This window comes from Dactylosporangium sp. McL0621, assembly GCF_049995355.1.
In the GTDB taxonomy this organism is placed as follows: Bacteria; Actinomycetota; Actinomycetes; order Mycobacteriales; family Micromonosporaceae; genus Dactylosporangium.
This window is the reverse complement of record NZ_CP188259.1, coordinates 2,905,676-2,926,448: the sequence shown is the minus strand read 5'-3', so window position 1 is coordinate 2,926,448 and position 20,773 is coordinate 2,905,676. Positions and strand designations below refer to the sequence as shown.

At 72.2% G+C, this 20,773-nt stretch carries 20 protein-coding genes; 4 read left to right on the top strand and 16 right to left on the bottom strand.

From position 1 onward, the window contains the following. Positions 1 to 2 precede the first annotated feature (2 nt). The 5 genes from ACPPVO_RS13695 to ACPPVO_RS13675 are packed head-to-tail and all read right to left on the bottom strand — an operon-like array spanning position 3 to position 5,560. Entirely contained in the window at positions 3 to 1,094 is a 1,092-nt protein-coding gene (locus tag ACPPVO_RS13695) for a mandelate racemase/muconate lactonizing enzyme family protein (RefSeq protein ID WP_426511580.1), read from the bottom strand. Continuing rightward, positions 1,091 to 1,870 carry a serine hydrolase gene (locus tag ACPPVO_RS13690; RefSeq protein ID WP_426511579.1) on the bottom strand — a complete coding sequence of 260 codons (780 nt, stop codon included), beginning with the start codon at positions 1,868 to 1,870 and terminating at the stop codon, positions 1,091 to 1,093. The genes ACPPVO_RS13695 and ACPPVO_RS13690 overlap by 4 nt, the downstream gene beginning before the upstream one ends. A 4-nt stretch (positions 1,871 to 1,874) precedes the next feature. After that, a complete protein-coding gene (locus tag ACPPVO_RS13685; protein ID WP_426511578.1) occupies positions 1,875 to 3,617 on the bottom strand; it encodes an ABC transporter substrate-binding protein in 1,743 nt (580 codons plus the stop codon). A gap of 12 nt (positions 3,618 to 3,629) precedes the next feature. Then, positions 3,630 to 4,595 carry an ABC transporter permease gene (locus ACPPVO_RS13680; protein WP_426511577.1) on the bottom strand — a complete coding sequence of 322 codons (966 nt, stop codon included), beginning with the start codon at positions 4,593 to 4,595 and terminating at the stop codon, positions 3,630 to 3,632. Next, positions 4,595 to 5,560: an ABC transporter permease gene (locus ACPPVO_RS13675; protein WP_426511576.1), complete on the bottom strand. Its 966-nt coding sequence runs from the start codon at positions 5,558 to 5,560 to the stop codon at positions 4,595 to 4,597. The genes ACPPVO_RS13680 and ACPPVO_RS13675 overlap by 1 nt, the downstream gene beginning before the upstream one ends. A 265-nt stretch (positions 5,561 to 5,825) precedes the next feature. On the opposite strand from ACPPVO_RS13675, the gene ACPPVO_RS13670 reads away from it, so the two are divergent. Continuing rightward, the gene (locus ACPPVO_RS13670; RefSeq protein WP_426511575.1) at positions 5,826 to 7,052 is read left to right on the top strand and encodes a hypothetical protein; all 1,227 of its coding nucleotides are present in this window, start codon (positions 5,826 to 5,828) and stop codon (positions 7,050 to 7,052) included. On the opposite strand, the gene ACPPVO_RS13665 is transcribed toward ACPPVO_RS13670, so the two are convergent. Genes ACPPVO_RS13665 through ACPPVO_RS13655 form a run of 3 tightly spaced genes read right to left on the bottom strand, consistent with a single transcriptional unit; the run spans position 6,942 to position 8,938 of the window. Continuing rightward, complete coding sequence (locus ACPPVO_RS13665) at positions 6,942 to 7,517, bottom strand: TetR/AcrR family transcriptional regulator (protein WP_426511574.1); 576 nt, start codon at positions 7,515 to 7,517, stop codon at positions 6,942 to 6,944. The genes ACPPVO_RS13670 and ACPPVO_RS13665 overlap by 111 nt on opposite strands. Continuing rightward, a complete protein-coding gene (locus tag ACPPVO_RS13660; RefSeq protein ID WP_426511573.1) occupies positions 7,510 to 8,349 on the bottom strand; it encodes a class I SAM-dependent methyltransferase in 840 nt (279 codons plus the stop codon). The genes ACPPVO_RS13665 and ACPPVO_RS13660 overlap by 8 nt, the downstream gene beginning before the upstream one ends. Before the next feature lie 55 nt (positions 8,350 to 8,404). Next, positions 8,405 to 8,938 carry a response regulator gene (locus ACPPVO_RS13655; protein ID WP_426511572.1) on the bottom strand — a complete coding sequence of 178 codons (534 nt, stop codon included), beginning with the start codon at positions 8,936 to 8,938 and terminating at the stop codon, positions 8,405 to 8,407. Between the two features lie 19 nt (positions 8,939 to 8,957). Here ACPPVO_RS13655 and ACPPVO_RS13650 point away from each other — a divergent pair, with 19 nt between their 5' ends. Further along, on the top strand, positions 8,958 to 9,497 hold the full coding sequence (locus ACPPVO_RS13650; protein WP_426511571.1) for an SAM-dependent methyltransferase: 540 nt from the start codon (positions 8,958 to 8,960) through the stop codon (positions 9,495 to 9,497). Here ACPPVO_RS13650 and ACPPVO_RS13645 read toward each other — a convergent pair. The 4 genes from ACPPVO_RS13645 to ACPPVO_RS13630 all read right to left on the bottom strand — a co-directional run bounded on the left by ACPPVO_RS13645 (position 9,494) and on the right by ACPPVO_RS13630 (position 14,849). Continuing rightward, complete coding sequence (locus tag ACPPVO_RS13645; protein WP_426511570.1) at positions 9,494 to 9,868, bottom strand: hypothetical protein; 375 nt, start codon at positions 9,866 to 9,868, stop codon at positions 9,494 to 9,496. The genes ACPPVO_RS13650 and ACPPVO_RS13645 overlap by 4 nt on opposite strands. Positions 9,869 to 10,108: 240 nt before the next feature. Continuing rightward, entirely contained in the window at positions 10,109 to 11,956 is a 1,848-nt protein-coding gene (locus ACPPVO_RS13640) for a trypsin-like peptidase domain-containing protein (RefSeq protein WP_426511569.1), read from the bottom strand. A gap of 176 nt (positions 11,957 to 12,132) precedes the next feature. Further along, positions 12,133 to 13,479: a class I SAM-dependent methyltransferase gene (locus ACPPVO_RS13635; RefSeq protein ID WP_426511568.1), complete on the bottom strand. Its 1,347-nt coding sequence runs from the start codon at positions 13,477 to 13,479 to the stop codon at positions 12,133 to 12,135. Continuing rightward, complete coding sequence (locus ACPPVO_RS13630) at positions 13,476 to 14,849, bottom strand: FAD-binding oxidoreductase (protein ID WP_426511567.1); 1,374 nt, start codon at positions 14,847 to 14,849, stop codon at positions 13,476 to 13,478. The genes ACPPVO_RS13635 and ACPPVO_RS13630 overlap by 4 nt, the downstream gene beginning before the upstream one ends. A 116-nt stretch (positions 14,850 to 14,965) precedes the next feature. On the opposite strand from ACPPVO_RS13630, the gene ACPPVO_RS13625 reads away from it, so the two are divergent. Next, entirely contained in the window at positions 14,966 to 15,259 is a 294-nt protein-coding gene (locus ACPPVO_RS13625) for a nuclear transport factor 2 family protein (RefSeq protein ID WP_426511566.1), read from the top strand. Between the two features lie 81 nt (positions 15,260 to 15,340). On the opposite strand, the gene ACPPVO_RS13620 is transcribed toward ACPPVO_RS13625, so the two are convergent. Further along, a complete protein-coding gene (locus ACPPVO_RS13620) occupies positions 15,341 to 16,417 on the bottom strand; it encodes a hypothetical protein (protein ID WP_426511565.1) in 1,077 nt (358 codons plus the stop codon). A 62-nt stretch (positions 16,418 to 16,479) separates the two neighbouring features. Then, a complete protein-coding gene (locus ACPPVO_RS13615) occupies positions 16,480 to 17,052 on the bottom strand; it encodes a TetR/AcrR family transcriptional regulator (RefSeq protein WP_426511564.1) in 573 nt (190 codons plus the stop codon). A gap of 81 nt (positions 17,053 to 17,133) precedes the next feature. On the opposite strand from ACPPVO_RS13615, the gene ACPPVO_RS13610 reads away from it, so the two are divergent. Continuing rightward, complete coding sequence (locus ACPPVO_RS13610; RefSeq protein ID WP_426511563.1) at positions 17,134 to 17,781, top strand: NAD(P)-dependent oxidoreductase; 648 nt, start codon at positions 17,134 to 17,136, stop codon at positions 17,779 to 17,781. Positions 17,782 to 17,979: 198 nt separating this feature from the next. On the opposite strand, the gene ACPPVO_RS13605 is transcribed toward ACPPVO_RS13610, so the two are convergent. Continuing rightward, positions 17,980 to 19,743, bottom strand: coding sequence for an ABC transporter substrate-binding protein (locus ACPPVO_RS13605; RefSeq protein WP_426511562.1), 1,764 nt, complete (start codon positions 19,741 to 19,743; stop codon positions 17,980 to 17,982). 330 nt (positions 19,744 to 20,073) lie between these two features. Beyond that, positions 20,074 to 20,499 carry an RpiB/LacA/LacB family sugar-phosphate isomerase gene (locus ACPPVO_RS13600; RefSeq protein WP_426511561.1) on the bottom strand — a complete coding sequence of 142 codons (426 nt, stop codon included), beginning with the start codon at positions 20,497 to 20,499 and terminating at the stop codon, positions 20,074 to 20,076. Positions 20,500 to 20,773: the final 274 nt, after the last annotated feature.

The window sequence follows — 20,773 nt, the reverse complement described above, 5'->3', positions numbered from 1 at the left end:
GGTCACTCCTTCAGGGTCAGGCCAAGTCCGGGTGCGTCGGGCAGCACCACCTCGGCGCCGTCGTAGCGCAGCCCGCCGGTCACCGGGGAGGCGCCCAGGAACCAGGCCGCGTCGAGGTCGGAGACGACCGTGGTGCCGAGCGCGGCCACGAGGCTCGCCGCGGCGCCGACGCCGACCTCCGTCTCCATCATCGAGCCGACCATCGTGCCGACGTCGTGCGCGGCGGCCAGCTCGAGCAGGGTGCGGGCCGGGCCGAGGCCGCCGCACTTGGCGAGCTTCACGTTTACCATGTCGGCGGCGCGGCGGCGGATGACCTCGGTCAGGTCGCGGACGCCGAACACCGCCTCGTCGGCCAGGATCGGCACGTCGACGCGGGCGCTGACCCAGGCCAGGCCGTCGAGGTCGGCGGCCGGGACGGGCTGCTCGACCAGCTCGATGTCCAGGCCCGCGTCCTGCATGCCGCGGATGGCCCGCACCGCCGCGCGCGGGGTCCAGCCCTGGTTGGCGTCGAGGCGGATGCGGGCCTCCGGGCCGGCCTCCGCGCGGATGCGGGCGATGCGGGCGATGTCGGCCGCGGCCGGGTCGCGCTCGCCGGCGCCCTTGCCCACCTTGACCTTGAGCACCGTGAAGCCCTCGGCCACCCGGGCCCGCGCGGCCGCGCCGAGCTCGTCGGGGCCGCCCGCGGGCAGGGTGACGTCGGTGGGCACGCGCAGCCGGGCGCCGCCGAGCAGCCGCACGAGCGGGATGCCGAGGCGGCGGGCGGCGAGGTCGTGCAGGGCGGTGTCGGCCGCGGCCTTGGCCGCGAAGTTGCCGGCCGCGGCCGCCCGCACCGCCCGGAGGTTCGCGGCGAGGTCGTCGGGGTCGCGGCCGGTCAGCACGGGGCCGAGGAGCTGCTCGACGCAGGCCTCGGCGCCGGCGACGGACTCGCCGGTGACCTTCCAGACCTGGGGCGCCTCCCCGAAGCCGGTGCGGCCGTCGGCGTCGACGACCTCGACGAGCAGGCTCTCCACGGAGGTGGCGGTGCGCAGGGCGGTGACGAACGGCGTGTGCAGGGGCACGCTGACCCGGTGGGTCCGCACGCGGGCGATGGTCATCGGGACCGCTCCGCCCAGGCGTCGGCGGAGATCTCGGCGATCCGGCGGCAGGCCAGCTCGTCGTAGTCGTCCGGGGGAACGCCGCGGGAGGTGGTGCAGACGGCGATCACGTACGGTTCGGCGTCGGGCGGGTAGACGATGCCGGCGCTGTGGCGTACCCCCGTCATCCAGCCGTTCTTGTGGGCGATCCGGACGCCGTCGGGCACGCCGGCCGCGAGGTCCACGCGCCACTCCTGCTCGGCGAGCAGGTCGAGCATCTGCGCGCACGACTCCGGCGCCGCGAGCTCGCCGCGGTACAGGGCGGTGAACAGCGCGGCCAGGTCGGCCGCGGTGACGACGTTGTCGCGGCCGGCGTCGCGGGCGGCGTAGTCCTCGATGCCGCGCGCGGTCACGCTGCCGGTGGCGCCCGCGAGCGACCACACCTCGGCGACGGCGGGCAGCCCCACGCGCGCCAGGAGCAGGTTGGTGGCCAGGTTGCTCGAGCGCACGATCATGCGGCGGGCCAGCCACCGGGCGGGCACCGACTCGCCGAGGTGCTTCCAGACCTCGTCATCGTCGTCGTAGGAGCGGTCGTTGCGGTACCGCGAGCCGTCGTCGGCGGCGCTCACGAAGTCGTTGACGACCGGCACGGGCGCGTCGAGATCGCCCCCGCGGTACAGCGCCGCGAGCACGGCCACCTTCATCGTGCTCGCGGCGCCGTGGAGGCGGTCCGGTTCGCTGCTGCGCCGGGGCGGGCCGCCGGGGCGGCCCACCCAGATCGAGACGGTACTGGTCATGCGCTCACTTCACGTAGGTGTTCACGAACTGCGGGCTGCCGAAGATGCTGTCGATGAAGACGCCGTGCACCTTCGAGCCGTGCAGCGTGAACATCACCTGCACGTAGAGCGGGACCACCGGCGCGTACTCCCGCATGATCTTCTCGTCCAGCTTGGCCCACTCGGCGCCCTGCTGCTCGACCGGGAGGGCGAGAACCCGGTCGAACTCGGCGTTCAGCGCCGGCGCGTTGAGGTACGAGGCGCCGTTGTTGCTGCCGTCGGCCTTGATCGCCCGCCCGTCGTAGAGCACCGGCAGGATCGCCGCGCCGCTGGGCCAGTCCGCGCCCCACGAGCCGATGTACAGGTCCCAGGGGTTGTCCTTCTTCTTGGTCTCGTCGAGGAAGGAGTCGGCCGGGATCGCCTTGAGGGTGATCTTGAACCCGGCCTTCTCCAGGTTGCCCTGCAGGTGGGTGCTGAGCGCCTGGTTCGTCGAGTCGTCGGCGAACGCCAGCACGAGCTCCTTGGCGGTACCCCCGAGCAGCTCCTTCGCCTTCGCCGGGTCGCCGCTCTTGCCGGCCGGGTAGGCGTCGTAGCTCTTCCAGCCGATCGTCGCCGGCGGCATGAGCGTCGTGACCGGCGCGGCGAACGTGGCGCCGCCGAGGGTCTTGACGAGCCCGTCGCGGTCGATGGCGTAGTTGAGCGCCTGGCGCACCTTGAGGTCGGTCACCCGCTGGTTGTTGATGGTGAGCGTGAAGTGCTGCGGCGTCGGGGCCTGCAGGATGCGGTCCTTGAGCGCGGCGTCGCCGATCACCCTGGTCACCAGCGACGGGTCGACGCCGTTCCAGGAGACTGCGGTCTGGTCGGCGCCGCCGTCGGCGATGATGCGGTTGGTCTGGGTGACGAGGTCGGGCCCGAACGACCACACGAACGAGTCCGGGTACTGGTGGCGCACCGGGTCGGTGGCCGGGTCCCACGCCGTGTTGCGCTCCATCGTGAGCTGGGTGCCGGCCTCGTTCTTGGTGATCTTGTAGGGCCCGGAGGAGACGGGCTTGGTGTCGTACTGCGTGCCGGTGTCCTTCGCCGCGGGCACGGGCGCGGTCGCCGGCAGGGACGCGGCGAAGGGCAGGTCGCAGTGCGGCTTGGCGAAGGTGAACTGCAGCGTCTTGTCGTCGGGGACGCTCAGCCCCGGCGGGAGCCCGGTCTTGTTGGTCTTGAAGTCGAACTTGGTGTCGAACTGGGGCGAGTCGGCGAGCCACTCCTGGATGTAGGTCGGGCCGCCGGTGAGCGACAGGTCGAAGGAGCGGGCGATGCCGTAGGCGATGTCCTTCGCGGTGATGGCCGAGCCGTCCTCGAACTTCACCCCGTCCTTCACGGTGTACCGCCAGACCTTGCAGTCCTTGTTGACGTCCGTCCCCGGCGTGGTCGCGAGGTCGCCGACGAGCGTCACGTGCCCCTGGCCGTCGTCCTTGTAGGTGGTGAGCCGCCGGGCGTAGAGCTGCGAGGCGTTGAGGCCGACGAAGCTGTAGACCCGCTGCGGGTCGAGGTGCGAGATCTTCGTCTGGCGCAGGACGGTCACGGTGCCGCCCTTGGCCGCGCCCGGCACCTCGGCCGCCGGGCCCTGCGAGTCCTTCGGGTCGGTGGCGATGGCCCCGGTGGCCTGCCGGTTGCTGTCGACGCCCGGGTCGTCGTCGGTCTTCTTGTTGTTCGTGCAGGCGCCGAGCCCCGCCACGAGCGTAAGCAGCACGACGGCCGTAAGTGGTCTGCGCACTTGGTCCTCCCCTTAACGCAACCGGACTCGCGGATCGATCTGGGTGTAGAGCGCGTCCACGACGATGTTGGCGACGATGATGAAGGCGGCGGCCAGCAGTACGGTCGCCATGATCGTCGGCAGGTCGCCGTCGCGGACGGCGTCGATGGCGGTGCGGCCGAGGCCGCGGAAGCCGAAGGTGGTCTCGGTAATGACGGTGCCGCCGAGCGCGGTGCCGACGTCCAGCCCCGCGGCGGTGACGAGCGGGGTGACCGCGGCGCGCAGGACGTGGCGGCGCACCACGGTCCGCTCCGGCAGGCCCTTCGCGCGGGCGGTGCGCACGTAGTCCTCGGACATCGTCTCCAGCATCTGGGCGCGGGCCAGCCGGGCGTACACCGCCGAGAACAGGAACGCCAGGGTGCACCAGGGCAGCACGAGCGCGGTGAGCCAGGCCAGCGGATCGTCCAGCAGCGGGGTGTAGCGCGGGTACGGCAGCACCTTCAGCGAGTACACGAACACCAGGAGCAGGACGCCGCCGACGAAGTACAGCTGCATCGACGCGCCCGAGAGCGAGAAGCCGATCGCCAGCCGGTCGAACACCGTGCCGCGGCGCAGCGCCGAGAGCATGCCGAGGCCGATGCCCAGTGCCAGCCACAGCACCGCCGCCGGCACCACGATGCTCAGCGTCACCGGGAGCGTCCGCGCGAACGTGTCGCGCACCGGCTCGTTGTTGACGTAGCTGTACCCCAGGCAGGGCGCCGGGCAGCCGTCCCGGCCGACGAACACGCCCTTGAAGTAGCGCAGGTACTGCACCGCCTTCGGGTCGTTGAGGCCGAGTTCGTCGCGCACCCGCTCCAGCCGCTGCGCGTCACAGTTCTTGGGGCACATCGCGGCGGCCGGGTCGCGCGGCAGGGCGAAGAACATCAGGAACGTCACGACGCTCACCGCGAACAGCGTCAGCAGGCCCAGCAGCACCCGGCGCAGCAGGAAGGTGCCCATTACCGCTGGGCCTTCGGGTCGAGCGCGTCGCGCAGCGCGTCGCCGAAGAGGTTGAAGGCCAGCACGAGCACGAAGATGGTGACGCCCGGGAAGAGCACGTACGCCGGGTCGGTCTGCAGGTAGTTGAGGCTGCGGAAGATGGTGCGGCCGAAGTCCGGCGTCGGCTCCAGCATGCCGATGCCGAGGAACGACAGGGCGGCCTCGCCGGTGATGTACGCCGGGATCGCCAGCGAGAAGGCGACGAGGATCGGCGCCCCGAGGTTGGGCAGCAGCTCCTTGCCCAGGATGCGCGGCAGCCGCGCCCCGCCGGCCTTGGCCGCCTCCACGAACTCGCGCTCGCGCAGCGACATCACCTGCCCGCGCACGAGCCGAGCGGTCGTGGTCCAGCCGAACGCGGTGAACAGCGAGATGAGCACCACGACCCGGAACCAGCCCGGCACCGCCTCGCGCGGCCCGTAGAAGTGCAGCTCCAGCGGCCGGATCACGGCGAGGGTGAAGATGAGGAAGGGCAGCGCCAGCGTCACGTCGGTGACCCAGTTGATGACCGCATCGACCCACCCGCCGACGTACCCGGCGACGATGCCGAGCAGCACCCCGACCGCGGTCGTCATGAGCGCGGCGGCGAACGCGATGCCCAGCGAGGTGCGCATGCCGTAGACCATCTGCATGAACAGGTCCCGGCCCTGGCCGGGCTCGAGCCCGAACCAGTGCGAGCCGCTGATGCCGCCCGCGACGCCGTACGGCATGCCGTAGCGGTCGAGGTCGTCCTTGAAGTCGTCCTGCGGCCCGATGCCGTAGCCGAGCCGGATGAGCGGCGCGGCGAGCCCGACGACGATGAGCAGCACGGAGACGACGCCACTGACCAGCGCGGTCCGGTCCCGGCGCAGCCGCCGCCACGCCATCCGCCCGGGCGACCGGGTGGCGAGCGCAACGGGCGAAGCGGGCTCCAAGGGCGTGATACTCATCCGCCGCCCCTCCCGATGTAGCTTCTCGCCGGTGAATGACCTTGCACCGAAAATAAGCTACAACGACGGCGGGCGATGCGCGAGGCGGCGTAACGAGTTGATATCGACACTCGCCCCGGCTCGCTCGTTCAGCCGCTGGCGACCGTGCCGCGGCCCGTGGGACCCTCGTCCGCGAGATGGGGCGCGTCCGTCGGGCGCCGGCCGAGCGCGTCCGGCGGTGTCGTCGGCGGTGACCGCTCGTCCCGGTGCGGTACCGTCGCGGGCCATGGGCAAGCTCATCCGGGTACTGCTGGCCGCGCTGCTGTCGGCGTTCGCGGTGAGTTCGTTGCTGCGCTTCCACGTGCCCGTTCAAGGGGCGCACCGGCAGCTCGCCCACCTCCGGGCCGAGCTCGACGGCGGGGCCGGCGAGGGTGCGCAGGCGCTGTTTCCCGAGGGGTACTTCTTCTCGTACGTGCTCTACGGGCTCGCCTGGGTCGACGAAGGGCGGCGCGCGGCCGACAAGGGCGAGGCGGTGCGCGAGGTTCGGTGGGCGCTCGCCCGGCTCGACGGGCCGGAGGGGACGGCGCCGTTCAGTGAAGGGCTCGCGCCCCGCTACGGGGTCTTCTACGCCGGGTGGACCAACTGGCTGCGGGGCGGGCTGCTCGGCCTGCAGCGGGACCCCGCCGAGGCCGAGCGGTACGAGCGGGAGTCGCGGGACATCGCGGCGGCGTTCGGGCAGAGCTCGTCGCCGTTCCTGCAGGCGTACCCGGGGCAGTCCTGGCCGGTCGACTCGACGGTCGCGATCGCCTCGCTGGCGCAGCACGACCGGCTGTTCCCGGCCGCGTACGCGGGTACGGTGCGGCAGTGGCTCGACCGGGTCCGGCAACGGCTCGACCCCGCGACCGGGCTCCTGCCGCACGTGACCGACCCGGCCACGGGCGCGCCGCTGCAGGGGGCGCGGGGCAGTTCGCAGAGCGTCATCCTGCGCTTCCTGGCCGACGTCGACGCCGGGTTCGCCCGCGAGCAGTACCTGCGTTTCCGCGACCTGTTCGTGGACCGGCCGCTGCACCTCGGGCCGGCCGTGCGGGAGTACCCGAAGGGCACCGGCGGCGTCGCCGACGTCGACAGCGGGCCGCTGCCGCTCGGCATCTCGTTCTCGGCCACCGTCGTGACGATCGGCGCGGCGCGGGTCAACGGCGACGGCGCGCTCGCCGGGGCGCTGTCCTCGTACGGCGAGCTCGCCGGCGTGCCGATCAGCACCTGGCACACGAAACGGTACGCCCTGGGCCTGCTGCCGATCGGCGACGCGTTCCTGGTCTGGGCGAACACCGCCGAGGAGCGACCCACGGAGGTGCCGGCCGATGTCGGTCCACTGTGGAAGGTGCCGCTGACGCTCGTGCTGCTACTGCTCGCCGTCGGGCCCTGGCTCCGCAAACCCCAGCGGCGCCAGCAGGAGCCCGACCGCCCGGACGAAGGCCGCGTGGTCGAGCCCGTCGTCCCAGAGCGTCTGTAGGACCAGACCCTGGTACACGGCGATGAAGACGCGGGCCAGGGACTCTGGGTCGTCGGTCAGGCCGGTCAGGGCGGGCGCGACGGCGGCGACGGGGCGGTCGACGTTGGCTCGCGACATCTCACGAACGGCCGGATTTCGTACCGTCTCCGCCCACACCTGCACCGCGAGCTGGAGCTCGGCCCGGGTGCCGGGGTCGCCGACGCGGCGCAGGACGTCGAGGTAGCCCGCGGCCGGGTCGTCGCCGAGCAGCGTGGTGCGCCGCTCGTGCCACTCGGCGACGATGGCGGCGATCATGTCGTCCTTGCCGGTGAAGTACCGGTAGATGAGCCCGGCACTGATGCCCGACTCCCGGACGATGTCCAGCATCGACGTGCGGTGGAAGCCCTCCCGCGCGAAGCAGGCCCCGGCGGCGTCGAGGATCTGGCGCCGGCGCGCGGCGAAGTGGGCGTCGTCGACCTTAGGCACGGGCGACCGCGATGCGGTAGAACTCGGCCGTCGGCTCGTCGCGGCCGAGCGGCTCCAGGTAGCGCGCGGCGGCGTCCCTTGTGGACAGGTCCTCGGTCAGGCCCAGGCCGCGCTGCTCCAGGTACACCGGAAGCTCCCGCGGATCGAAGCCGAACGTCCACGGCTCGCCCCCGCGGCGCACGGCGGCGTGCCACTCCTCGACGCCGGTGAAGCCGCCGGTGCCGTCGAGGGCGGCCCGGTCGACGTAGGTGAACACGACGGTGCTGCCCGCGGCGAGCAGGTCCGCGAGGGCGCGCAGGGTCGCGTCGACGGCCTCGGCGGTGAGGTAGTTGGTGACGCCCTCCCACACCACGACGGCCGGGGCGGCCGCGTCGAAGCCGGCGGCGAGCAGGGCCGGGGCGAGCGCGTCGCGGGTGAGGTCGACCGGGACGAACCGGACGGTGCTGCCGCCGGGCGCCCGGCGGCGCTTGGTGGCCTGGGTCGCGGGGTGGTCGACCTCGAACGTCACGGGCACGGCGAGGCGGTGGGCGCGGTTGTCGAAGCCGGCCCCCAGCAGTACCAGCTGCGGCGCGCCGGCCTCGGCGACCCGGTCGTCGATCAGGCGGGTGCGCACCACCGCCGAGGCGCGCGGGCCGCCGGCGAAGTGCGTGTCGATGTACCGCACGATCCAGCGGTGCACGGCGGGCACGCGCGAGGCGACCACCACCGCGCGGTGCAGGGGCGGGAGCATCCGCGCCGCCAGCTCGTCGTCGAAGAGCCGGTCGTGCCGGCGGCTGTGTTCGAGGGCGCGGAAGAGCGCCACGTGCTCCGCGGAGCGGCTGCTGCCTCGCATGGGTACAAGAATAATGAATGAACGTCCATTTTTCAAACCGGCCGGCGGCGGCCGACTACGCCTCCGCCGACGGGGCCTGCGTCATTGAGCTCACGGACAGCTGCTCCGCGACCGCGTTGAGGAGATCGGCGCCGGTGAAGGGCTTCTCCAGCAGGTGCACGCCCGGGTCGAGGATGCCGTTGCTGGTGAGCACGGGCTGGGCGTAGCCGGACATGAACAGCACCCGCGTGTCCGGGCGCAGCCGCAGCAGCCGCTCGGCCAGCACCCGGCCGAGCATGCCGGGCATCACGACGTCGGTGAGCAGCAGGTGGACGGGGCCGTCGTGCCCGGAGGCGACCTCGAGCGCGGCGACGCCGTCGGCGGCGGAGAGCACCGCGTACCCGCCGCGGCGCAGGATCCGCGTGGTGACCTCGCGCAGCGCCGGCTCGTCCTCGGCGACCAGCACGGTCTGGCCGCGGCCGGGCGGCCGGGCGGTGCGGGCGGTGTCGTCGGCGACGATCTCGGCCTCGCTGGCCGGGAGCAGGATCGTGATCGTGGTACCGACGCCGGGCTCGGAGTAGATCTGCACGCTGCTGCCGTTCCTCGACATCGGCTCGGGCATCCCGACCGTGGGCAACGTCCACGAGGTCGCGCGGGCGGTCGACCCCGAGGCGTGGGTGGTGTACGCCGACATCGACCCCACCGCCATCGTGCACGCGCGGCAGATCCTGGCCGGCGACACCCGGACGGTGTTCGTGCAGGCCAACCTCCACGACGCCACCGAGATCCTCGGCGACCCGCAGGTGAAGGCGCTGCTCGACCTCTCCCGCCCGGTCTGCCTGATCATGGTGGCGATACTGCACTTCCTGCCCGACACGCCCGAGCTGCACGCGGCCCTGCGCGCGTACCACGAGGCGCTCGCCCCGGGCAGCGTGCTGGTCGTGTCGCACGCGACCGGGGACGTGGACGAGGTGGCCGAGCTGTACACGCGGACCGGTACGCCGATGGTCCTGCGCGACCGCGACGCGCTGGCCGGGCTCCTGGAGGGCTGGGAGCTGGTCGAGCCCGGGCTGGTCCACAGCCCGTCGTGGCACCCGGACCCGGCGGATGAGCTGCTGGCGGACCCGGCGTCGTACGCGAAGCTGGCCGGCGTGGCCATAAGGCCCTAGAGACCGAGTTCGTCGGCCGGCTCCCGGGCCGCGGTCACCACCAGGGCCCGGCTGCCCGCGGGCTCGACGTGCCGGTGCGGCGCGGCCCGCCCCGGCTCGGGCACCTCGGCGGCGACGGCCTCCAGCGCGGCCCAGACCTCCTTGAGCGCGTCGTCGGCCCCGCGCAGGTGCAGCGTCGGCGCGCCGCGCAGCTCGATCACCAGCGGCCCCTCGGTGCGCTCCTGGGCCACGGCCCCGTTGCGGATCGCGACCTCGGCGACGGGCCCGGCGTCGCGCAGGAGCGCGGCGAGCGCCCGCAGCGACGCCGGCGAGCCGGCCAGGTCGAGGTTCTCGCCGATCACGCGCAGCCGGAGGTACCGCTGGTCATCCATCCCGCCATTCTTGCAAAGACGCAGCGGCCCGCGTTGTGGCGAACGCGGGCCGCTGCTGCGAAAGGAGTTTCGGTCTAGGGGCTGTGTCGAAGTGGGGGTCGGAGCGAGGCGAGGCTCAGGCGTCGGCTGGGGCCGCGCCGGGCGCGCCCCGATACCGGGGTTGTATCGGGGTGTGACCGGGGTGGTTCCCAGGCGGCGTCTGAGTCCGCCGCAGCCCGGCCATCCACTTCGATACAGCCCCTAGGGGGCTTCGCCCAGCGCGACGGTCACCGTCTGCTCGGCGTTGTTGCGCTTCACCGTGACCTGCACCTGGTCGCCGGCCTTGGCGCCCTGTACGGCGTTGATGAGCGAGGTCGCGTCGGTCACCGTCGCCGAGCCGAACTTCGTCACCAGGTCGCCGGTCTTGAGGCCCGCCTTGTCGGCCGGGCCGCCCGCGACCACGCCGCCGATGAGGGCACCGCCGGCGCCGTCGGTGAGCTGCACGCCGAGGTACGGGTGGCTGACCTTCCCGCCCTTGGCGAGCTGGTCCGCGGCCGCCCGGGCGCGGTTGGCGGAGATGGCGAACCCGACGCCGATGTTGCCGCTGTTCTCCCCGGCGGTGGCGATCGCGGTGTTGATCCCGACGACCTCGCCGCGCAGGTTGACCAGGGCCCCGCCGGAGTTGCCGGGGTTGATGGCGGCGTCGGTCTGGATGGCGTCCGCGATGGACTTGCCGCCCTGCTCGCCCTCGATCGTACGGTGCAGCGCGCTCACGATCCCGGCCGTCACGGAGCCCTGCAGGCCCAGCGGGGAGCCGACCGCGAGCACGGTGTCGCCGACGCGCAGCGCGTCGCTGTCGCCGAACTTGGCCGGCGTGAGCCCGGAGACGCCCTGGATCTTGATCACGGCGACGTCGCCGGCCGGGTCGGTGCCGACCACGCTCGCCGCGGCGGTCTTGCCCGTGCTGAACGTGACCTGCAGCTGCTTGGCCCCGGCCACCACGTGGTTGTTGGTGATGACCTGGCCGTCGGCGGTCATGATGATGCCGGAGCCCTCGGCCTCGCCGGTGCTGATGTCGACCACGCTGGGCAGCACGGCCTCGGCGACCCCGCCGACCGAGGACCGGTCGAGGTTCGGAGCCGGGTTCTGGGTCACCACGGACGGCGACGCGGCCGGCTTGTCGTCGGCGAGCCGGTTGGCGACCAGGCCGCCGCCGAACGCCGACACCAGCGCGAGCACGACGGCGCCGACGGCGAGCAGCGGGAGCCGGCCGCCGCGCTGGGGCACCGGCTGGCCGTACGCGGGCTGGCCCGGCGGGTAGCCGGGCGGCGGGCCGTACGGGTGGCCGGCCTGCGGGTAGCCGCCCGGGCCGGAGCCGTAGGGCGCGCCCGTCGAGATCGGCGTGGTGGCGAACGTGCCCGTGGCCGGGCCGGCCGCCGGGAACTGCTGCGTCGTGGGGCCGCCCGGGTGCGGGTGGCCGTTCAGGCCGGGGCGGCTCCAGGGCGAGCCCGAGGCCGGTACGGCCGGCTGCGGCACCGTCGCGCCGCCCCCGAGCGGAGCGAAGGCGGGCGGCTGCGGCGTGCCGTAGGCGACCGGGGCGGCGCCGTTCGCGTACGGCGCGGGGCCGGGCGGGGCGGAGGCCATGGCGGCGGGCGGGGCCGAACCCGGGTAGTTCGCCGCGGGCGGCGCCGAGCCGGGGTAGTTCGCCGCGGGCGGGGCCGAACCCGGGTAGTTCGCCGCGGGCGGCGCCGAGCCGGGGTAGTTCGCCGCGGGCGGCGCCGAGCCGGGGTAGTTCGCGGCCGGCGGCGCCGAGCCGGGGTAGTTCGCGGCCGGCGGGGCGGACGCGGGGAACGCCTCGGCGCGCGGGGCACCCGGCTGTCCGGGCGTCATCCAGGCCGGCGGGGCCGAGGCCGGGCCCGACGCCTCAAAGGGGGCGCCCGAGGCCGGGCTCGACGCTTCGAACGGCGGCGCCGAGGCCGGGGCGGCCGAGGACGGTGGGGGCCAGGATGCCTGGGGCGGGCGCGGGCGGGCGGGCTCCTCCGGCGTCGAGGCGGAGCCGGGCGTCTCGGCGGGCTCCGAAGTGCTCCACTGGCGGTCCTGGTCACTCATGATGTCCAGATTGCACGCTGCGGCTGCCACCAAACTGGATTCTACCTGGGAGAAAGCCGAGAGCCGACGGGACATGGCCGGATAAATCCACTCATGTCCTACGGAGTTGACACACGACTAAATACCGTTATGGCCGATAAGCCCGTGCTTATCGGCCATAACCGTGCAAAGTCGTACTAAGCCGTCCAGTCGGGGCGCAACGGGTACGACGAGACCCCGTCCTTTGTCGTTTTGGTGGCCAGGATCTGGTGCAGCTGGATCTCGTTGCGCTCGAACGCGAGCCGCGAACCGGCCATGTAGAGGCCCCAGACCCGCGCGGTGCCGAGCCCGACCTCCTCCACACAGGCGTCCCACTGCTCGACCAGGTTGCGGTTCCAGCCGGCGAGCGTGAGCGCGTAGTGCAGCCGCAGGTTCTCCTCGTGCTGCACCTCGAAGGCCGCGTCGTGCACGGCACTGACGAGGCGCCCCGGCGAGGCCAGCTCGCCGTCGGGGAACACATAGCGGTCGATGAAGGCGCCGGGCTTGTGCGAGGCGCGGTTGTCCGAGCGCGTGATGCAGTGGTTGAGCAGGCGGCCGCCCGGCTTGAGGCGGTCGCGCAGGGCCCCGAAGTACCGCGGGTAGTTGCGTACCCCGATGTGCTCGGTGAGGCCGATCGAGCTGACCGCGTCGAAGTGCTCCAGCGGCGCGTCGCGGTAGTCCAGGAAGCGCACCTCGGCGAGGTGGCCGAGGCCCTCGCGCTCGATCGCCGCCTGCGCCCACTCGGCCTGCTCGCGCGAGAGCGTGACGCCGAGGGCGCGCACGCCGTACTCGCGCGCCGCGTGGCGCACCATCCCGCCCCAGCCGCAGCCGACGTCGAGCAGGCGCTGGCCGGGCTTGAGCGCGAGCTTGCCGGCGACCAGGTCGTACTTGTTCGCCTGGGCCTGCTCCAGCGTGTCGGACTCGGAGCGGTAGCAGGCGCAGGTGTACGTCATCGACGGCCCGAGCACCATCTCGTAGAAGCGGTTCGAGACGTCGTAGTGGTGGTGGATCGCCTCGGCGTCGCGGCCCTTGGCGTGGCGCAGGCCGAGCCCGGCCAGGGTGCGCTTCCAGCCCGGGGTCGCCTCCTGCGGCGGGGGCGGCGGCGGGCGCAGGCGCTCCCAGCCCAGGCCGCGCACCAGGCGCAGCACCTCGGCGGCGGGCGGCATCCGCAGCTGCAGGCCGGTCGCCAGCTCCCGCAGGGCCGGGTACGGGTCGCCGGGGTGGGCGCCGCGGACCTCGAGGTCGCCGGTGACGTACGCGCGCGCCATGCCGAGGTCGCCGGGCGCGGTGAGCAGGTAGGACAGGCCCCGCTCGGAGGCGACGTGCAGGCCGATGACGGCGTCCGCGGGGCCGACCGCGCTGCCGTCGTAGGCGGTGATGCGGACCGTCGGCTCGCCGGCCGTCACGGCCCGGACGATGTCGGCGACCTTGGGTACCGGGGGCCGGCGGCGGGGCTGGCCGGGTACCGATCCTTGGGTGTTCGTCGAACGGTAGGTGCTGGTCATCTGCGCCCCACAACCTTGTCGTAGAGGTCGGTCAGTCGATGATCGGGGTCGTATCGGTCCTTGGCGGCGCGGTACGCGGGGCCGCCGTAGAGCCGGTCGAAGGTCTCCCGGTCGTAGTAGGCATCGGAGTAGAGGGACTTGTGGCCGCCGAGCTCGAAGACCTTGTCCTCGATCAGGCGGTTCACGTCGCCGTCGGCGCGGCCGGGCTCGACCGGCACGGTGCCCCAGAAGCCGACGTTCACGTACGCCTGCCCGGCGTGCATCGGATAGAGCGGCCACTCCCGCTCGCGCAGGCGCAAGGGACAGAGCCAGAGCGGCGCCATCGGTACCGCCTCGGCGAACCACCGCAGGAACTCGCCCGTGCGCTCCAGGGGCAGCTCGACGTCCTGCACGACCCGTTCGCGGTCGGGCTGGCCCCGCCACCGGTCGATGCGGGCGACGACGCCGTAGCGGTTCTCCCAGCGCACGATGCGGTGGTACACGTCGGAGCGGCGGTACTGCCGGGGCCACAGCCGGCGCACGGCGGGGATCTGCGCGCCGAACGCGGCCGAGCACCAGAACCAGTCGGTGTCCCAGCGCCACAGGTAGTCGTAGGCGGAGAGGCGGTCGGCGCCCTTGGCCCGCAGCGACTGGTAGTAGATGTCCTGCCCGGTGTAGTCGCTGGTCGGGCCCGGCTCGTCGGTGAAGTGGCCCAGCACCAGGTAGGACTCGCCCGGCCGGAACACCACGCCGTCCATGACGTCGACCGCGATGCCGTCGTACTCCCCCGTCTTCATGACCTCGCCGACGGCCGCGAGCAGCTCGTCGACGTCGTCGAAGCGCAGGTTGCGGGTGCCGACCGCAGCGGCGATGGGCATCAGCTCGATGCGCAGGCGGGTGGCGTACCCGAGGCTGCCCAGCGAGTTCGGGAACGCCGCGAAGAGCTCGGCGTGCTCGTTGTCGGGCCGCGCGGTGAGCACCTCGCCGGCCCCGGTGAGAATGTCCAGCTCCAGCACCGACTCGTGCGGCAGCCCGTGGCGGAACGAGGTCGCCTCGATGCCGAGCCCGGTCACCGCCCCGCCGAGTGTGATGGTGCGCAGCTGGGGTACGACGAACGGCATCAGCCCGTGCGGCAGGGTCGCGTCGACGAGGTCCTCGTACGTGCACATGCCCTGCACCTCGGCCGTGCGCCCCTGCGGATCGACCTCGATCACGCCGCCGAGGCCGCTCACGTCGAGCCCGTGGTGCACGGTGTCGCGCGGCCGGAACAGGTTCGACGTCTTCTTCGCCAGGCGAACGGTCTCACCCGGCGGGATGGCGGCGTACGAGTCCTCGAGGGCCCGTACGGCCCGGCGGTGGGCTTCCCAGCCGATTGGTTCAGCGCGCCCCATACAACCACCTCGCTTCCCTGGCCAAAACTTGCACACTCCGCAAGATCAGCCAACGGCTGGTGACTGAACTCACGCCCGCGGTAACGCCCGGGGATGACCCGGGCGAGAATGACGCCGTGGAATCCCTGATCGAGCGGTACTTCGCGATGTGGAACTCCGGCGATATTTCCGCCGCCTCCGACTTCCTCTCCCCCGCCTGGATCGACTACAACCATCCCGAGGTGACAACGCCGGAGCAGGTCGCCGAGTCGGTGACCCGCATCCGCGCGGCCCGGCCGGCGCTGCGCTTCGAACTGGACTCGATCACGGGCCACGTTGCGGTCGGGCGGGCGGGCGAATCCCTGCTCGCGTGGGTCTTCACCTCGGACGGCACCCACCTGACGTCGGTGCGCACCTACCGCGCCATGTGACCGGACACGGATGAGCGGCCCCCTCCGCCCGAAGGCTTCGAGGACCGCCCGATGCGGTGTCCAAATATTAAAGGATCGGCGTCAGTACCGGACGATCAACGCGATCCGCCCGTCGCTCGCGAGGCTGTCGTCGCCCACGAAGGTGACCTCGCCGCTCTGGCGGGCGACCGACTCGACGATGTCGTCGACCGCGTCGTCCAGGAGCACGCCGGGCGCGTCCTGGTGCGGCTCCTGGTCCGGCGGGTGCAGGTGGTCGTCGTGGACCCAGGCCGGGCTGTGGTAGCCCTCCTCGACCAGCAGGTGCGCGCCCCGGCCCTGGTGGGCCAGCGACCAGCACTCGGCCAGTCCGGCCGCGAAGCGGTTCGCGCCGCGCGCCGCGTCCAGCGACTCCAGCGCCGCGACCTGCTCCATCGCCGTGTACGCGGCGAGGCGGGGGGCCAGCAGCTCGTACACCTCGTGCGCGCCCGCGTGGTCGTAGTTGCCCAGCACCGTGCCGGCGAACGGGCGCGGCCACTCGGCGGCGAAGTACGGCAGGTAGCGGTCGACGCCGAGGACGAAGAGGGGCCGGGTGTCGAGGCGGTCGATCTCCGCGAGGGCGCCGGCGATGTCGCGGAAGAACTGGCGGTGCCGCTCCATCTCGTGCTTGCTGGGCTCCTGGCCGTAGTCGCGCGGCAGGCCCATACCCTCGTGCGTGAACGGGAAGCCGTGCGTGGTCACCTCGACGAGCTCGGGTCCGTCGCCGCTCCACAGGCGGGTCGGCTGCTCGGAGAGCACGAGCGCCCAGTACCGGTGCCGCCGGGCCGCGTCGGCGACGACGTCGCGGACCTCGAACGTGTCGGCGATGACGACCCGCTCCTGGACCGGGCTGTCGAGGACGCGGACGTGCACCTGGCCCGGCGAGGCAAACACCGCGAGCCCGTCGCCGGCGTGGCGCAGGTCGACCCGTTCGGCGGCGGTCGCGATCTCGTCGTACACCTGCGAGGCGACCTCCCGCGGCACCGTCTCGTCGCTGTCCAGCCGGCGGCGCGCCTCGGCGAGCAGGTTGCGCAGGCGGATCGGGTCCTGCTGGTTGGCCGGCGCGGTGCGGTGGGTCGGCATGAGCAGGGAGACCGCCGGGTATCCGCTCGGGGTCAGCGTCGCCAGGTCCTTCACCGTCATGTGCCCACGGTGCCCCGCGGAGCGCCGGACGCGCTCGCCCGCGGCGGGTTAGCTTCGCGCGGTCAGAGCCGCAGGCCGGCCACGAAGGCGGCCGCGGCCTTGTCGTCGGCCACCGGGTCGGGCGCGAAGAACGTGATGAAGGCGTGCTGGAAGCACGCGCCGAGCACGAGCCCGGCGAGGGCGTCGGGGTCCGCGTCGGCGGCGATGTTGCCCAGGGACTGCTCAGCGCGCAGGTACGCGGCCAGGCCCTCGTTCGCCCGGTGCGGCCCGAGGTTGCGCGCGCGCAGGTTGTCGCGGTGGGCGGCCAGGATCTGCGGGTCGGAGAAGATCGAGGCGAACATCGGGAAGCCGTCGCGGTAGAACGTGATGCACACGGCCGCGAGCTCGGTCAGGATGTCGCGGACCGGCGCCGAGCCGGCCCGCGCGGGCAGCGTCATGAGCATCGGGATGAACTGCGGCCCGCGCTCGTGCAGCACGGCGAGCATGAGCTCGAGCTTGTCCCGGAAGTGCTTGTACAGCGTGGCCTCGGAGAAGCCCGCCGCGCGCGCCATCTCCTTGGTGGTGGCGTTGGCCAGCCCGCGCTCGCGCAGCACCCGCGCGGCCGCGTCGAGGATCACGTCACGCGTCGTCGCCACCGGTGCCCCTTCCGAATTTCCCGAACCCATGCCATTGTAGGGGTTAGTGAGTACTTACTAACCAACAGGGGGAAGTCTCTCATGAAGCTGACCGTCTTCGGGGCGACCGGCGGGATCGGCCGGCAGCTCATCCGGCTCGGACAGGAGCGCGGGCACGAGATGACCGCCGTCGCCCGGCGCCCGGCCGACCTCGGCTGCGACGTGGTGGTGGCCGACCTGGGCGATGCCGAGGCGCTCGCGGCCGCGGTGGCCGGGCGGGACGCGGTGCTCTCCGCGCTCGGCATCCGGCCCGCGGAGATGAAGGCGCGCCGCGCGGGCGACCCGGGCGCGCGCAGCACGGTACAGGCCGACGGGGCCCGGGCCGAGACGGCCGCCATGCGGGCGACGGGCGTGCGGAGGATCATCAGCGTCGACGCCGCGGGGCGGGTGGCCGACTCGGGCGACGGGTTCGTCCTGCGGTACCTCGCCAAGCCGCTGGTGCAGCGCATCCTCCGCGAGGGGTTCGCGGACCTCACCGTGGCCGAGGGCGTGCTGCGCGACAGCGGGCTCGACTGGACGCTCATCGCGCCGCCGCGGCTGACCGACGGGCCGAACCGGCCGTACCGGACCGTGCTCGACGTGAACGTCCGGGGTGGACGGACGCTGTCGCGCGCCGACGTGGCCGACGCGATGCTGCGGGCGCTGGCGGAGCCGGGCTGGATCCACCGCCGGGTCAACGTGGCGTACTGAGACGGCGCCACCCGTGCGGCGATGGCCGGCCGCCCAAGGAGGAGAGCGGCCGGCCGTGTGACCGCGTGCCCGGGAAGTCCCTCGTCAACCCGGACACTGCATGCAAGCGGTCAGCTCATGCCGTCACCTCCGCAAGCTCCGGTGCCGGCCGAAAACTGTGCCCATGGTGAGCGGCCCCTCCACTCCGCTCCGGACCGCTCACGAGACGCCGAGGTTACCGAAGTCGACCTGACCGTAGTACTGGGTCACGTAGACGTTCGTCAGCCGCGGGTTGCGGTAGTTCAGCGCCTTGTCGTAGGTGAACGGCATGTACGCCGCGGACTCCGAGACCTTCTTGTTGATCTGCTTCCACAGCTCGGCGTTCTTCTGCTGGTCGGGCTCGGCCGCCGCCTGGTCGATGAGCGCGTCGATCGCCGGGTCGTTGAGCTCGGCGTAGTTGTTGTTGCCCGACTCGGAGATGGCCCGGCTGTCGACGATGACCTGCAGGAAACCGGCCGGCGACGGGTAGTCCGCGCCCCAGCCCGCGAGCATCAGGCCGTAGCCCTTGTTGTGCACGTTGCTCGGCGAGCCGATGATCGAGCGGAAGTACAGCGCCGCGTCCTGCGGGTCGATCCGGGCGTTGATGCCGATCGCGGACATCGACTGCTGCAGCGCCTCGGCCGTCTTCATCTCCTTGCCCGTGTTGCGGGTGGCGATGACGGTGTCGAAGCCGTTCGGGTGCCCGCAGGCGGCCAGTTCCTCCTTGGCCTTGTCGACCTGCGGCTTGCCGGACTTGGTGTTGAACACGTCGTCGGCGTCGTCGTGGCCGTTGATCGTCGGCGGCAGCATGTTGGTGGCGATGTCACCGCCGGCCTCGGCGCCGCCGCGGGCGGTCTGCATCGCCGTCTTGTCCAGCGCGTACTGCACGGCCTTGCGGCAGTGGACGTTGTCGAACGGCGCGACCTTGGTGCTGATCGCGACGTACCGGATGAAGCCCGTCACCGGCGCGTCGGCGTTCTTCTTCTTCTCCGGGTTGAGCAGGATCTTCGGCTGCGAGCCGGGCTGCACGCCGGTCTGGGCGATGTCGAGGTCGACCTCCTCGGCCAGCAGCTGGTTGTCGATCTCCTCGACCGCGGTGCCGTACGTCACCTCGACGCGGTCCGGCAGCGCCTTGCGCACCGGGTCGGTCCTCTGGTCCCACTGGTCGTTGCGGACCATCGTGAGCTTCTTGCCCGGGTCGTAGGACTCGAACTTGTACGGGCCCGTGGACTGCGGGTGGTTGGCGTACTGGCTGCCGGTGTCCTTGGCCTTCTGCACGGGGCTCGAGACCGGCATCTGCATGTGGTACAGGAAGTCGGAGTTCGCCTTGGCCAGGGTGAACACGATCGTGTTGTCGTCGGGCGTCTGCACCGACCGCAGGCCGAGCTTGTCCGGGTCGGTGTCCTTGTACACGCCCGGGTACTTCTGGCCCTGGTCGAGGAGGTCCACGAGGTACTTCGGGCCGGCGTTGACGACCTCCAGCGCGAAGACGCGCTCGATGCCGTACTTGATGTCCTTCGAGGTGATCGGGGAGCCGTCCTCGAACTTGACGCCGGGCTTGAGGTGGAAGGTGTACTTCTTGCCGCCGTCCTCCGGCGTGGGTACCTCGGTGGCCAGGTCCGGCACGAGCTTGAGCCCGTCGGCGCCCGGCTTCGCGTCGTTGGCCAGCAGCGTGCGGACGTAGAAGCCCTTCATCAGGTTCCACTCGCTCGCGTAGTACGCGATCTGCGGGTCGAGCGAGTCCGGGTTGTCGTGGATGGTGAGCTTGAGCGTCCCGCCCTTCTTGTCGGACGGGTTCACCACCCCGGTGACGGCCGCGTTGTAGCCCGACGACGCTTTCTGACCATTGTCCTTGCTGCTATTGTCGCTGCTGGAACCGCCTCCGCAGGCGGACAGCACGAGCGTCGCGGCGGCCGCTCCGGCCACCAGCGCGCGTCTCCTCATATCGGCATGTGTCACGTTCACGAGCAGGCCTTTCCGGGTGCCGCGGTTGTGGGGCCGCGGATTCGGGGTTTCCGCACGCGGGCAGCGCGCATCGCCCGGTCAGGTGGTCCACAGTGGATGGTCCACTGTGTCCAGGGCGTGGGCATGCACCACGCCCACCGGGTGGGTCGCACGATGTTTGTGGCTACGTCGCGTGGACGGCGATGTGCGTCGCCGTTCACTGTGCAAAGACCTCGGGCTCATCACCCCGGTTGCGTTCGCGACTCCCTTACCACATAACGGATTGGTCACCGTCAACGCCAACGCCGACCGCCGATTCGGTTGCGTGCGTTATCGATTCTTGTCCAAGCCCTTCAACCGGGCGATGCTGGCGGCCTCGTCCGGATCGGGCTCCGGCGTCTCCAGGAACGCGCGCAGCACCTCGACGGCAACATCCGGCGCGAGCCGCTTGAGACTCATAGCGAGCACGTTGGCGTCGTTCCACAGACGCGCGCCGCGCGCCACCCACGGGTCCCAGGCCACCGCGGCCAGGGCCCCCGGGATCTTGTTGGCGGCGATCGCGGTGCCGGTCCCGGTCCAGCACATGACGACCCCGAGCTCGGCCGACCCAGCGGCCACGGCCCGCCCCACACCGGCCCCGAGATCGGGCCAGGGCAGGTCATCGATGCGCAGGATTTCGTGCCCGGCCTCAGCGAGGTGGGCCAGGACGGCCTCGGTGGTGGCGTTGCTGTCATCAGCGGCAAAGGCGATGCGCACGCCCCCATTGTCACTCCAGCGGGGTCAACGCACTCGACTCAGCGACTCTCATGTCGGCCCGGATTCCCGGAAGCCTCGCATCGCATTCGACACTACGGTCGGCGTGAAACCCGTGACCGCCGGACGGAAGTGCCCCAGCGCGGCGACAGCGCGGGCACCAGGTCGCACCCGGCCACGCACAGCGCCCCTACTCCAAGCCGGCCCGGATCGCGCGCAGCGCGCCCAGGCCAGTCCTGCCGATCATGGTGTAGATGATCGATGATGTGTTGGTGGC

Bases quoted from the DNA above. Each gene is read 5' to 3' on its own strand.
- ACPPVO_RS13695 (WP_426511580.1), bottom strand. From the start codon at position 1,094: ATGACCATCGCCCGCGTGCGGACCCACCGGGTCAGCGTGCCCCTGCAC.
- ACPPVO_RS13690 (WP_426511579.1), bottom strand. From the start codon at position 1,870: ATGACCAGTACCGTCTCGATCTGGGTGGGCCGCCCCGGCGGCCCGCCC.
- ACPPVO_RS13680 (WP_426511577.1), bottom strand. From the start codon at position 4,595: ATGGGCACCTTCCTGCTGCGCCGGGTGCTGCTGGGCCTGCTGACGCTG.
- ACPPVO_RS13675 (WP_426511576.1), bottom strand. From the start codon at position 5,560: ATGAGTATCACGCCCTTGGAGCCCGCTTCGCCCGTTGCGCTCGCCACC.
- ACPPVO_RS13670 (WP_426511575.1), top strand. From the start codon at position 5,826: ATGGGCAAGCTCATCCGGGTACTGCTGGCCGCGCTGCTGTCGGCGTTC.
- ACPPVO_RS13660 (WP_426511573.1), bottom strand. From the start codon at position 8,349: ATGCGAGGCAGCAGCCGCTCCGCGGAGCACGTGGCGCTCTTCCGCGCC.
- ACPPVO_RS13655 (WP_426511572.1), bottom strand. From the start codon at position 8,938: ATGTCGAGGAACGGCAGCAGCGTGCAGATCTACTCCGAGCCCGGCGTC.
- ACPPVO_RS13645 (WP_426511570.1), bottom strand. From the start codon at position 9,868: ATGGATGACCAGCGGTACCTCCGGCTGCGCGTGATCGGCGAGAACCTC.
- ACPPVO_RS13640 (WP_426511569.1), bottom strand. From the start codon at position 11,956: ATGAGTGACCAGGACCGCCAGTGGAGCACTTCGGAGCCCGCCGAGACG.
- ACPPVO_RS13635 (WP_426511568.1), bottom strand. From the start codon at position 13,479: ATGACCAGCACCTACCGTTCGACGAACACCCAAGGATCGGTACCCGGC.
- ACPPVO_RS13630 (WP_426511567.1), bottom strand. From the start codon at position 14,849: ATGGGGCGCGCTGAACCAATCGGCTGGGAAGCCCACCGCCGGGCCGTA.
- ACPPVO_RS13620 (WP_426511565.1), bottom strand. From the start codon at position 16,417: ATGACGGTGAAGGACCTGGCGACGCTGACCCCGAGCGGATACCCGGCG.
- ACPPVO_RS13610 (WP_426511563.1), top strand. From the start codon at position 17,134: ATGAAGCTGACCGTCTTCGGGGCGACCGGCGGGATCGGCCGGCAGCTC.
- ACPPVO_RS13605 (WP_426511562.1), bottom strand. From the start codon at position 19,743: ATGAGGAGACGCGCGCTGGTGGCCGGAGCGGCCGCCGCGACGCTCGTG.